Source organism: Streptomyces sp. NBC_00461 (assembly GCF_036013935.1).
GTDB lineage: Bacteria > Actinomycetota > Actinomycetes > Streptomycetales > Streptomycetaceae > Streptomyces.
Genome location: NZ_CP107902.1, coordinates 5686083 through 5698239 on the forward strand (window position 1 = coordinate 5686083; position 12157 = coordinate 5698239).

11 protein-coding genes are annotated in these 12157 nt (G+C 71.5%); 5 read left to right on the plus strand and 6 right to left on the minus strand.

The window, feature by feature from the left end; translation table 11 throughout:
- Positions 1 to 51: 51 nt before the first annotated feature.
- Positions 52 to 1443: an FAD-binding oxidoreductase gene (locus OG870_RS26640; RefSeq protein ID WP_327691555.1), complete on the minus strand. Its 1392-nt coding sequence runs from the start codon at positions 1441 to 1443 to the stop codon at positions 52 to 54.
- 182 nt (positions 1444 to 1625) lie between these two features.
- Between OG870_RS26640 and hemB the strand changes: the two genes are divergently transcribed.
- The gene (gene hemB, locus OG870_RS26645) at positions 1626 to 2618 is read left to right on the plus strand and encodes a porphobilinogen synthase (protein ID WP_266519121.1); all 993 of its coding nucleotides are present in this window, start codon (positions 1626 to 1628) and stop codon (positions 2616 to 2618) included.
- 295 nt (positions 2619 to 2913) lie between these two features.
- Here hemB and OG870_RS26650 read toward each other — a convergent pair whose 3' ends face one another.
- On the minus strand, positions 2914 to 3081 hold the full coding sequence (locus tag OG870_RS26650; protein WP_266519123.1) for a hypothetical protein: 168 nt from the start codon (positions 3079 to 3081) through the stop codon (positions 2914 to 2916).
- Positions 3082 to 3394: 313 nt separating this feature from the next.
- Here OG870_RS26650 and OG870_RS26655 point away from each other — a divergent pair, with 313 nt between their 5' ends.
- The 3 genes from OG870_RS26655 to OG870_RS26665 all read left to right on the plus strand — a co-directional run bounded on the left by OG870_RS26655 (position 3395) and on the right by OG870_RS26665 (position 7000).
- Positions 3395 to 4297: an SAM-dependent methyltransferase gene (locus OG870_RS26655; protein WP_266519125.1), complete on the plus strand. Its 903-nt coding sequence runs from the start codon at positions 3395 to 3397 to the stop codon at positions 4295 to 4297.
- A 187-nt stretch (positions 4298 to 4484) separates the two neighbouring features.
- A complete protein-coding gene (locus OG870_RS26660) occupies positions 4485 to 5732 on the plus strand; it encodes an aminotransferase-like domain-containing protein (RefSeq protein WP_266844629.1) in 1248 nt (415 codons plus the stop codon).
- Between the two features lie 437 nt (positions 5733 to 6169).
- Entirely contained in the window at positions 6170 to 7000 is an 831-nt protein-coding gene (locus OG870_RS26665) for an arylamine N-acetyltransferase family protein (RefSeq protein ID WP_327691560.1), read from the plus strand.
- Positions 7001 to 7021: 21 nt separating this feature from the next.
- Here OG870_RS26665 and OG870_RS26670 read toward each other — a convergent pair whose 3' ends face one another.
- The 3 genes from OG870_RS26670 to OG870_RS26680 form a co-directional block, all read right to left on the minus strand.
- A complete protein-coding gene (locus tag OG870_RS26670) occupies positions 7022 to 7810 on the minus strand; it encodes a DUF4253 domain-containing protein (protein ID WP_327691561.1) in 789 nt (262 codons plus the stop codon).
- 65 nt (positions 7811 to 7875) lie between these two features.
- Positions 7876 to 8739: a helix-turn-helix domain-containing protein gene (locus tag OG870_RS26675; RefSeq protein ID WP_327691563.1), complete on the minus strand. Its 864-nt coding sequence runs from the start codon at positions 8737 to 8739 to the stop codon at positions 7876 to 7878.
- Entirely contained in the window at positions 8736 to 9515 is a 780-nt protein-coding gene (locus OG870_RS26680) for a peptidoglycan-binding protein (protein WP_327691564.1), read from the minus strand. The genes OG870_RS26675 and OG870_RS26680 overlap by 4 nt, the downstream gene beginning before the upstream one ends.
- A gap of 294 nt (positions 9516 to 9809) precedes the next feature.
- Here OG870_RS26680 and OG870_RS26685 point away from each other — a divergent pair, with 294 nt between their 5' ends.
- Positions 9810 to 10274 (plus strand): peptidoglycan-binding domain-containing protein, encoded by a 465-nt coding sequence (locus tag OG870_RS26685; protein ID WP_266519146.1) that lies wholly within the window; start codon positions 9810 to 9812, stop codon positions 10272 to 10274.
- Between the two features lie 66 nt (positions 10275 to 10340).
- Here the strand turns inward: OG870_RS26685 and argS are convergent, their stop codons facing one another.
- Positions 10341 to 12107, minus strand: coding sequence for an arginine--tRNA ligase (gene argS, locus OG870_RS26690; protein WP_327691566.1), 1767 nt, complete (start codon positions 12105 to 12107; stop codon positions 10341 to 10343).
- Positions 12108 to 12157 lie beyond the last annotated feature (50 nt).

A 12157-nucleotide genomic window follows, 5' to 3' on the forward strand; every position in this document is an offset into this window, starting at 1 on the left:
GCTTCGGCCCTGACGGGCCTCGTCCTCAAACGCCGGACGGGCTGGATGTGCTCACGCGGGTTGTGGGGTCACCGTGTGCCCGTAGCGCAGCAGGTTGCCTGGGTCGTATGTCGCCTTCGTGTGGCTCAGGCGGGTGTAGACCTCGTCCGTCCAGGCGCGCGCCCGGTCCTTCTCGTTCCCCGGTGTGCCGTGCAGGTTGACCATCGTGTGGCCCGTGCTGTGCGGGGCCATCGCGGTGTGGAGGGCACTCGTCGCCGACTCCACTGCGGCCGCGAACTCGGCGTCGGGCAGGACGCCGACCGTTTCCAGGATGTAGCTGGCGTCGCGGGCGCAGATGGCGTCCTCGATGTCGGCGGGGCGGGAGAGCGCGCCGCCCATGTGGCGGAGTTCGATCAGGAGGAGCGGGAGGTCCGGGACCGCCGGGCCCGCCCGGTCCAGGAACGTCGTGAGGGCGTCCGGGGGCAGGGCCCTGAGAAGGGTGCAGGCTTCGCGGGCGGGGAGCGGGTCGTGCGGGTCCAGGTAGATGCGGTCCATGGCCGCGTACGGCATCACCTCCACGGTGTCGAGGACGACCGGGGCGGCCTCGCGCAGGGGTGCCAGCAGGTGCTCGCCCTCCTCCGTGTCGCCGGTCCAGGCCAGGGCGACGCGAGACCAGAAGCCGCCGCGCAGGGGCTCGGGGATCTCCGGGATCGGCGGGAGGCGCAGGAGGGTGTACGCGCTGCACATCTCGACGGGGAGCGTGGTCGTCCAGTCGGCCCAGGTACGGAGCACCGCCTCCGCGTCCTCGCCGGAGAAGTAGATGCCACCGCCCAGCACCGTGGCGAGCGGGAGCAGGTCGAAGGTCAGCTCGGTGACCACACCCACGTTGCCCTTGCCGCCGCGCAGGGCCCAGAAGAGGTCGGGTTCGGAGTCGGCGGTCGCCGTGCGCAGCCCTGCGTCGGGGGTGACCACCTGGAAGGAACGGACCCGGTCGGCCGCGTAGCCGTAGGTCCGGCCGAGGATGGGGAGACCGCCGCCCAGCGTGTAGCCGACGACGCCCGCGTCCGAGGAGGAGCCGTTGAGCGGGGCGAGGCCGTGCGGGGCGGCCGCCTCCAGGACGTGGCGCCACTTCGCGCCGGCCGCGACCGTCGCCGTGCGTTCGGCCGGGTCGATGGTCACGTCCGTCAGGCGGGTGGTGCTGATGAGCAGTCCGCCGTCGATCGGGAAGTTCGCGCCGTGGCCGGTGGCCTGGACGGCGATGGGGGTGCCGGTGGCCGCGGCCCAGCGCATCGCCGTGACGATGTCGTCGGTGTCCCTCGCTCCGACCACGATGTCGGGACGGTGGATGGCGGCGAGGTTGAAGCCGGTGACCTCGGCGACGTAGGCGTCGTCGCCCGGGCGCAGGACGGGCCCGTGGATCTCGGACAGGGCGAACAGGTCCGGGGTGTGGTGGGTGGCGGTCATCTCGTCCTCCGCGGTGCGTGACGGAGGGACGGCGGCGGCAGGTGGCGGGAGGGGCCGTCGGGTCCCCTCGTTCGGTCGGCTCTCTCAGGATGGACCCGGGCGGCGAGGGGCGCATGACGGGTGTCCGGGCGCCGACGGCCCGTCGGCAAAGGCGCCCCTGAGCCGGGCGTAGCGTAGGCGGCATGACGACGTACGGATCCTTTCCCGGCACCCGGCCGCGGCGGCTGCGCACCACTCCCGTCATGCGGCGCATGGTCGCCGAGACCCGGCTGCACCCTGCGGACTTCATCCTCCCGGCGTTCGTGCGCGAGGGCGTGAGCGAGCCCGTGCCGATCGCCGCCATGCCCGGCGTCGTGCAGCACACGCGCGACAGCCTGAAGAAGGCGGCCGCCGAGGCGGTGGCGGCCGGGATCTCCGGGATCATGCTCTTCGGCGTGCCGGAGGAGGACAAGAAGGACGCCCTCGGGACGCCGGGGACCGATCCGGAGGGGATTCTGCAGGTCGCGATCCGCGACGTGCGGGCCGAGGTGGGCGACGACCTGCTCGTCATGTCCGATCTGTGTCTCGACGAGACGACCGATCACGGGCATTGCGGGGTGCTCGACGCGGAAGGGCGCGTCGACAACGACGCCACCCTGGAGCGGTACGCCGAGATGGCGCAGGTCCAGGCCGACGCCGGCGCCCATGTGGTCGGGCCCAGCGGAATGATGGACGGGCAGATCGGGGTCGTCCGTGACGCGCTCGACCAGATCGGGCGGGAGGACGTCGCGATCCTCGCCTACACCGCGAAGTACGCGTCCGCCTTCTACGGGCCGTTCCGCGAGGCCGTCGGCTCGTCGCTCAAGGGCGACCGCAAGACGTACCAGCAGGATCCGGCGAACCTCCGCGAGTCCCTGCGGGAGCTGGCGCTCGATCTCGAAGAGGGCGCCGACATGGTGATGGTCAAGCCTGCCGGGCCCTACCTCGACGTCCTGGCGCGCGTCGCCGACGCCGTGGACGTGCCGGTGGCCGCCTACCAGATCTCCGGCGAGTACTCGATGGTCGAGGCCGCCGCGGAGAAGGGCTGGATCGACCGCGACCGGGCGATCCTGGAGACGCTGACCGGCATCAGGCGGGCGGGCGCGCAGAACATCCTGACGTACTGGGCCGTGGAGGCCGCGCAGAAGCTGCGCTGAGCGCAGGCGGGAGCGACGCTCACGGGGCCGACGGCGAGGGCCTGTCCGGCGGATCAGGCCGGCTGGAAGGGGCTGCGCGTTGTCGCCGCCCCGGGCGGGCTCTGGTGCGTGCGGCTGCAAGGCGGGGGAGGGAGTCGACGCGATGGGGCTCCCCGCGCTTGAGCGGAGCCGAGAGTGGGGGAGTCGGTGAGTGACGGCAACGCCGCTGAGGGTCCCCTCCCCCACGCCTTCAAGGCAGTGGGGGAGTGCGTGCCAGGGCCCGCGACGCCGGCATGATCCGCCGGACGGACCCTAGCTAGGGCGTCCGCCCGGGGGCCGAGTGGGAAGTGGGACTGCTCACGGACGACGGTCCCTCGTCGCGCAGGCCCTCGCCGTCCTTGCACGCCGTGAGCACGAGCGCGGCGAGTGCGGCCGTCGCGGCGAGGAGCAGGCGGGCTCGGGTGCGGGTGGGGGATGCGGACATGGCGCGGCCCTCTCGATGGCGAACTGGGGGTCGGGGCACCAGCCTGCGTCGTGAACGGCCCGGCTCGCCACACTCCCCGCGCGATTCGGGACGCCGGACCGAAGGGATGCCCTCTGACCTGCGGGGACGCCGTGTCCCGGAGGTACGGTCCGGGACGCTTCGCCGGCCCCGGGCCTGCTCCGGAGCCGTGAGATCACGGCACGGGCACCATCAAGTTCCGCCGGGAGTTAGGTTGTTGACGACCGGTCGTCGGCTCCTGGACGACCTCGTCGTTGGCTCGTGAAGACCACCCCGACTCGCCACGGAGACGCCCATGTCCGGTGACGCCCTCAGCCAGGATCCCGCCGAGCTGAGAAGGAGGATCGACACCACCAAGGCGCACCCTGCCCGCGTCTACGACGTCTTCCTCGGCGGCAAGGACAACTACCCCGTCGACCGGGCGGCGGCCGCCGCCGCGCTCGCCGCCAACCCGCGCGGCTACCTCGACGTACGGCACAACCGCGACTTCCTGCGGCGGGCAGTGAACACGCTGGCCGAGGACCACGGCATACGCCAGTTCCTCGACATCGGTACCGGCCTGCCCACCGCGGAGAACGTCCACCAGATCGCCCAGCGGATCGCCCCCGACTCGCGGGTCGTGTACGTCGACAACGACCCGGTGGTGCTCGCCCACGCGCGGGCGCTGCTCACGAGTGGGCCCGAGGGCCGTACGGACTACATCGACGCCGACTTCAAGAACCCGGCGCAGATCCTGGAACAGGCCGCGAAGACGCTGGACTTCGACCAGCCGGTCGCGCTGTGCCTCGTGGCGCTCCTGCACTTCGTCGAGGACGAGGAGGCGTACCCGATCGTGCGCGGACTCGTCGAGGCGCTGCCGTCCGGGAGCCGGCTGGTGCTCAGCCATCTCACCGAGGATCTCAACCCCGAGAACATCCGCGCGGTCCAGCGCACCTACACCGAGCGGGGCTTCACCTTCGTGCTGCGTTCCGAGGCGGAGGTCGCGCGGTTCTTCACGGAGAACTCCCTGGAGTTGGCGGAGCCCGGAGTGGTCCCCGCCCACCACTGGCGCGCCGACGACGCCGCTCCCGTTCCGGAGCAGCCCGACGCCTCCTACCTGGCGGCCCTCGACGACATCGAGAAGGTGCGCTACGCCGACATCAACGACGTCACGGACGCTGACATCAACGTGTACGTGGCGGTCGGCGGCAAGGGCTGAAAGGGTTGAAAGGGCTGAAGGGCGTGAAAGGGCTGAAAGGACTGAGGGGCCGGACGTCCGTATCCAGGCCGGCGTCCGTATCCGCGTCCGCATCGGCGTCCGCATCCCGGAAACCTGCTTGTAGGCGGCATCTACTTCCCTAGGCTGCGGTCCTGAGCCGCCTCACCGCAGCCGAAGGAGCCGTGCCATGACCGTCGCGCCCGCCCCAGCCCCCGTGCCGTCCCTGGCCGCGCGGGCTTCTTCGATCGGCGGTTCGCCGGTACGGGACATCCTGGCCGTCACTGCCCGCCCCGAGGTGATCAACTTCGCGGGCGGGCTGCCGGCGCCCGAGCTGTTCGACGCGGAGGGAATCGCCCGGGCGTACCGGGCGGTGCTCGCGGAGTCGTCCGCACAGGCTCTGCAGTACTCCACCACCGAGGGCGAGCCGGCGCTGCGGGCCGCGCTCGCCGCGCGCACCTCGGCCCGCGGGCTGCCCACCCAACCCGACGACCTCCTCGTCACCACCGGCTCCCAGCAGGCGCTGTCCCTGCTGGCGACGGCCCTGCTGGAGCCCGGGGACGTCGTCCTCGTCGAGAGTCCCTGTTACCTGGCGGCACTTCAGGTCTTCGCGTTCGCGGGCGCGCGGGTGGTGGCCGTGCCCGGAGACGGGGACGGGGTGGATCCCGCGGCGTTGGAGGAACTGGTGGTGCGGGAGCGGCCCAAGCTGCTGTACACCGTGCCGACGTTCCAGAACCCGACCGGCCGCACCATGCCTGCCGGACGGCGTGCGGCCGTGGCGTCGGTGGCCGCGCGCCGGGGACTGTGGATCATCGAGGACGACCCCTACGGCGAGCTTCGCTTCGAGGGCGAGCGGGTGCCGTGGATCGCCTCGTACGAGGGGGCGGCGGACCGGACCGTGCTGCTCGGTTCCTTCTCCAAGGTCATGGCCCCGGGGCTGCGGCTCGGCTGGCTGCGGGCGCCCGGGGAGCTGCGGCGCGCCTGCGTCGTCGCCAAACAGGCCGCCGACCTGCACACTCCGACCGTCAACCAGCTCGCGGCGACACGGTACTTGGCGGACAGCGACCTGGACGCGCACGTCGCGCGGGTCGCGGGCGTCTACGGCCGGCGCCGGGACGCCATGCTCGCCGGACTGGCCGCCGCGCTTCCCGAGGGCTCGGTCTGGGACCGGCCCGAGGGCGGCATGTTCCTCTGGGCGCGCCTGCCCGAGTCGTACGACACCACCGCGCTGCTGCCGCGGGTGGTGCGGCACGACGTGGCGTACGTCCCGGGCGCGCCCTTCTACGCCGGCGATCCCGACCGCTCGACCCTGCGGCTGTGCTTCGTGACGCAGACGCCGGAGGAGATCGGGGAGGGGCTGAGGAGGCTGGGGGAAGCGTTGGGGGAGGGGTTGGGGAGGGGAGGGGCTGCTAGCTGTATTGATCACGAGCGTTGTTGACGAGCACGTCGAGGCTGCCATACATGTCGGCGACCCGTTCGAAGAGGCGTTGTACCTAGGGCCCGTCGACCTGGAAGCCGATCCGGAACCCGATCCGGAACCCGGTCCAGAACCCGGTCAGAACCCGGTCCGGATATCGACCCGGAACCCGACCCGTAACGCGGACGATCATGAGGCGTTAAGAGCGGAAGAAACGTCACATTTCACACATGGAGGTCTCTCATGCTCGGTACCCTCGTCGGTGGCCTGCTCGCTGCTGTGGTTGCTCTCCTTCACGGGGTTCTCGGCATCCTCTGAAGGACGCCGGCGTCCTTCGAAGGACATAGGAACGTCTCCCGCCCGGAGGAAGCGGCCCGGGCTGCCCAGGACCAAAGGCGGGGGACGACTCCGGCCACGGGTGGGGGACGGGATGCGAGGGGTGTGCCTACGGTGGCGGCATGTCCGACACGGTGGAGTTCGACCTTGACGCGTATCTCGGGCGGATCGGCTGGGGAGGGGAGCGGCGGGCCGATGCGGCGACCCTGCGCGGTGTGCATCTGGCCCACATGAGGGGCATCCCGTTCGAGAACCTGGACGCCCTGCGCCGTACCGCCCCCTCCCTCGACCCCGCGGACCTGATGGCGAAGCTGGTGCACAGCCGGCGCGGGGGCTACTGCTACGAGCACAACACGCTCTTCGCCGGCGTCCTGGAGGCGCTGGGCTTCGGTGTGACCCGGCTGACCGCGCGGGTCGTGATGGGCGCCGACCGCATCGAGAGCCGCCCGCGCACCCATATGACGCTGCTGGTCGAAGCACCCGGCGACCCTCAGCCGTATCTGGCCGACGTCGGCTTCGGGGCGATCGGCGCGCTGCTGGAGCCGGTGCCGCTGACGGCCGGACGCGAGTACCGGGACGCGGAGCGACGACATCGGCTCGTCCATGTGCCGCACCGGGGGCCGTCGGAGATGTGGGTGCTTGAGGCCTACGACCGGGGCAAGGGCGACTGGGCGGCGCAGTACGCCTTCACCCTGGAGCCCTTCGAGAAGCCCGACTTCGACGTCATCAACTGGCACATCGCCACCAACCCGCGCTCACCCTTCACCCAGCGGCTCTACGTCCAGAGCGTCACCCCCGAACGCCATCTCCTGCTCCACGGACGCCTGTTGACCGAGACGCGGGTCGACGGGAGCGTGCGCGAGCGGGAGTTGGTGGACGAGGCGGAGGTGCGGCTGCTGCTGGACGAGGAGTTCGGGATCGAGGCGCCGGCGGGGATGACGCTGCTGGTCTGAGGCGGGCCGGGCGGCAGACCGTCAGTCCCACCAGAAGTGCCACACCGGCTGGTTGAGTAGCTGGTGCTCGGCGTAGGCGGCGAGGGTCGGGTCGCTGCCCTGCCAGATGTTGTCCGGGCAGAACGCGAAGTGCTCGGCGGCCAGGGCCTGAGCCTCGGCGAGGGTGGTGGGCGGGGTGGCGACGGACACCAGTAGATGGTCGAAGCCGAGGGCCACCACCCGTATGCCGAACCGGTCCTCCCAGGAGCGCAGCACCGCGGACAGCCGGGCCGTGTCGCCCTCGTGGTTCGCCGGGCCCGTCCAGCCGATCGCCGTGGGGATGTCGGCGCTGCGGCGGGCCGGGACGAGGGCGAGGCGGGGGTCCTTGAGGGGGTCGCCGCCGTCGAGCAGGGAGTCCACGATGTCGGAGGCAACGGATTCGGGGTCCGTGCCGGTGCCCGTGTTGGTGTCGGTGCGGCGAGTGTCGGCCAGGCCCGGCCAGTCCACGTCCTCCTCCGCGCACTCGTCCCAGAAGTCCTCCAGGACCTCCTCGGCGTCGTGATCACCCGGATACGACATCTCCGCGGGCATCAACTGCCACAGCTCCGGCCCACCGTGACCGGCGCCGACGTCGAGGACGACCGGGAGCAGGCCGACGGCCGGTGCGGTCCGCTGGAGCGCGGCCCGCTCGCCGGAAGCCGCCGGGCCGTCCGCCAGCCACAGCAGCGGCTCGTGCCAGGACCCGTCGTCGGTCGCGTCGACCAGCCCGCCGGGCGGCAGTTGCAGACCGAGGGACGCGAGCCTCGGCAGCGGGTTCGGAAGAGTCGCCATGTCAGTGACTGTAGGGGCAGCCACTGACATCGCCCCGTCCTGCCCGTCCTGCGCGACGCCGGCCGTCACCGTGAGACGGAGTCGAAGCACTCCTGGCCGGTGCTCTTCGTCGAGTGGAAGCACGCCCGCAGCACGGTTCCGGGGCGCGTCACCGTCATCGGGGTGTAGACGAAGGAATCCGCGTCCGCGCTGTCCTCGACCTCGGCGTCGTGTGCCCGCCCGCCCGCCGTCAGCCTGAGCCGGTCACCGGCCCGTGCCCCCCACATCCGTGCCCAACTCGCCCCGCACTGCCGGCTGTAGCGCACCTCCAGCCAGGCCCCGGTCTGCGTACGGCGGGTGGCGAGGGTGGTCGGTGACGCGGCGCAGTACATGTCCATCGGGCTCATGCCCTCGCAGGACGCGCCGCTGCAGTGCGGGCCGGGAGAGGGCGGGACCGCGGACGGCCGGGGCCCATGGCTGTGCCCCGGCAGCAGCAGGAGCGCGACCGTCACGCCCCCGATGGCCACGGCACACACTGTCGCCAGCACGGCCACGGCCGCCGCACGGCGATGGCCGGCACGGTCGGCCTTCGGCGGGGCCTGAGGCGGGTCGGGGCGCGGGTCCGGGCGCGTGTCGGGGGTCGGGGTCGGGACCGCCTGTGCCCGCGACGGCGTGTCCGCAGGCGCCGCCACCCGCGCCGCCTCCGTCGCGCGCCCGCTCCACTCCGACTCGGCGATCTCCCACAGCGCCAGACACCGGCCCTCCGGCTCCCCGGTCAGCCGGCACAGCTCCTGCACCGCCTGACGCGGCGGCAGCGTCCTGCCGTTGAGATAGCGCTCCCAGGACGACTTGCTGTACGCCGTCTTCGCCGCGAGACCCGCCATGCTCAGACCCGCGGCCGCCCTCAACTCCCGTAGCACGGTGGCCAGTCGTGCCCGCTCCGGCGTCATCCCCGCAGCGCCTTCCAGGTGTGCGGGCCCACCGTGCCGTCCACATCGAGCCCGGCGTGCCGCTGGAAGGCCTTGACCGCACCCTGCGTCAGCGGCCCGAACATCCCGTCGATACCGCCCGGTGAGAAGCCGGCCCGCCGCAGCAGACACTGCGCTTCGGCCACCTCCGGCCCGGCGCTGCCGTACCCCAGACCGGCGTCCGTGGTCCGGCTGTTGCCCGTGTACCAGTGGCCGCCGACCCGCTCCGGACGGCAGGTGTACGGCGGCGTCGACGCCGGTGCGGAGGCGGCGAGCGGCGCCCCCTCGGCCGTCTGCCCGTCGCCGCCGCGGTCCATGAGCCGTACGGTCACCAGCACCGCCGACGACACCGCGAGCACCAGGGTCACGGCCCCCGCCACGAGCGCCACACGCAGCGACCGGGTGGGAATCCGCACCTGCTCACCGGGGCCCGCCGACATCAACTCCGGCTCCGCCACGGTCACTTCCGCCACGGCTGCCGTATCGCGGCCCCTGCCCCAGGCCTCGGCGGCGACCTCCTGCAGCGCCAGCAGGCGGGTCGGATCCTCGCCTCCGATCCGGGCCAACGCCTCCACGGCCTGACGCGGCGGCAGCGAACGGGCGCCCAGATACCGCTCCCACGACTTGGGGCTGTACCCCGTCCTGGCCGCCAACTGCCGCACGCTCAGCCCGCTGTGGTCCTTCAGTCGGCGTAAGCGCACCACCAACTGCCGCACGCGTGGGTCCAGTTCAGCGGGCAGCGCTCTCCAACGCGACATGTTTCCCCCACTCGCGTTCATGGCCGGTGGCCGTGGTCAGTGGCCGCCGCGCCCCGCCGCATTGTGCATCAGGCGTTCACGGTTTGCACACAAACGTGGATCGGGCACCGATAGGAAACCGGCCACCGCCCGCCCCGGCCGTCCCGTCGCACCGTCCCACCGGACGGCATCCCTGCAGGCCGGCGGCGGGGGCGTCCCACGGCACCGTCACTTTCGGGGCAACTCTGGCCGCCCGGCCCGTCCGCCCCGCAGTCTCTTCTCGCCACCACCACCAACGACCCGAGAGGGACTCGTATGCGATCGAACGCCTTGGCCAGGACCCTGGTCAGCGCCGCCGCCGTGATCGGACTCGCCGCCGGCGGCCTGGCCACCGCGGGCACCAGCTTCGCCGCGTCCGCGCCGGGCGCCGGCGCACAGTCCGCGTCCATCCTGGCGACGCAGAACTTCGGCCTGAGCAGCCAGCAGGCCAAGAACGTGCAGTGCTTCATGCGAGGGGCGCCGGCGAGCTACACCGGCGGCATCGACGGGCAGCTGGGCACCAACAGCTGGAAGGCGATGCAGCGCCATCTCAAGGCGTACTGGAACTACACCGACTCCATCGACGGCGACCCCGGCCCCAACACGGTCAAGGCGCTGCAGCGCATGCTGGCCTTCGGCTGGGGCTACACCGACAGGATCGACGGCGACCCCGGCACCAACACCCGTGCCGCGTTCAAGCGGTTCGCCAACGACATGAGCGTCTTCTACCCCTGTAGCTGACCCGAACGGCCGCGGCCCGCCCTCCCCGCGCAGGGGAGGACGGGCCGCAGTGCCGTACCGGGGGCCTCAGAGCCGCTCGGGCGTCCGGATGCCCAGCAGGGCCATGCCCCGGTGCAGAGTGCGGGCCGTCAGGTCGCACAGGAACAGCCGGTTCTCCGCCACTTCCTGCGCGGGGGCCGGCTTCACCACCGGGCACTGGTCGTAGAACGTCGTGTACAGGGACGCCAGTTGGTAGAGGTACGCGGCCACCCTGTGCGGCGCGTACTCCGCCGCCGACTCGAAGACCGTCTCGCCGAACGCGTCCAGGTGCAGACCGAGCGCCCGCTCCGCCGGCGCCAGTTCGAGCTCCGGGTGGGCGAGCGGGGTGCGGTCGCCGGCCTTGCCGAAGATGGACCGGATACGGGCGTACGCGTACTGCAGGTACACGCTCGTCTCGCCGTTCAACGACACCATCTGGTCCAGGTCGAACTTGTAGTCCCTGTTCGGCGACGTCGACAGGTCCGCGTACTTCACGGCGCCGATCCCGACGTACCGGCCGTTCTCGACGATCTCCTCCTCGGCGAGACCCACCTTCTCGGCCTTCTCGCGCACGACCGCGGTGGCCCGCTCGACCGCCTCGTCCAGCAGATCCTCCAGCCGTACGGTCTCGCCCTCACGCGTCTTGAACGGCTTGCCGTCCGCGCCGAGCACCGTGCCGTAGCCCATGTTGTGCGCGGTGACGCCGTCGCGCAGCCAGCCCGCCCGCCGTGCCGTCTCGAAGACCATCTTGAAGTGCAGGGACTGGCGTACGTCCACGACGTACAGCAGCGTCGACGCGTGCAGGTCGAAGACACGGTTGCGGATCGCGGTCAGGTCGGAGGCCGCGTAGCCGAAGCCGCCGTCCGCCTTCTGCACGATCAGCGGAACCGGCTGGTCGTCCTTGCCGCGGATCTCGTCGAAGAAGACGACGAGCGCACCCTCGGAGCGCACCGCGACACCCATCTCCTCCAGGAGGCGGACGGTCTCGGGCATGTCCTCGTTGTACGCGGACTCGCCGACGATCTCCTCGTCGCGGATCTCCATGTCCAGCTTCTCGAAGACCGAGTAGAAGTAGACCTTCGACTCGTCCACGAACTGCTGCCACAGTTCGAGCGTCTCCTTGTCACCGGACTGCAGGGCGACGACCCGCTTCCGGGCCCGCTCCTTGAACTCCTCGTCCGAGTCGAAGACCGCACGCGACGCCTTGTACACCCGGTTCAGGTTGCTCATCGCCTGCTCGCCGTCGACGTCGGCCGCCGGGGCCAGCTCGCCGGGGTTCTCGAACAGGTACTGGATGAGCATGCCGAACTGGGTGCCCCAGTCGCCGATGTGGTGCCGGCCGATCGTCGTCTCGCCGGTGAAGTCGAGCATGCCGCGCAGGGCGTCACCGATGACCGCCGACCGCAGGTGACCGACGTGCATCTCCTTCGCCACGTTCGGCTGGGCGTAGTCGACGACCGTGATGCCCGCGTTCTCCTTCAGCGGCACACCGAGACGCTCACCGTCCGCGTACCGCGCGGCGAGGTTCTCGGTGATCGCCTTGTCCGCGATCGTGATGTTCAGGAAGCCGGGCCCGGAGACCTCGACGTCCTTGACCACATCACCGGTGACGATGCCGCCGACGACCTGCGTCGCCAGCTCCCGTGGGTTCGCCTTCGCCTTCTTGGCCAGCGCGAGGACGCCGTTGGCCTGGAAGTCGGCCCGGTCACTACGTCGCAGCAGCGGGTCGACTCCGTCGGCTTCCGGGAGGGCGGAAGTGAGGGCGTCGGCGAGGCGCTGGTTGACGAGATCCGTGAGTGACGTGACCGAGGTCATGGGGTGGGAGCCGTTCTCCTCGTGGGATTGATAGACGTGGCCAGTATCCC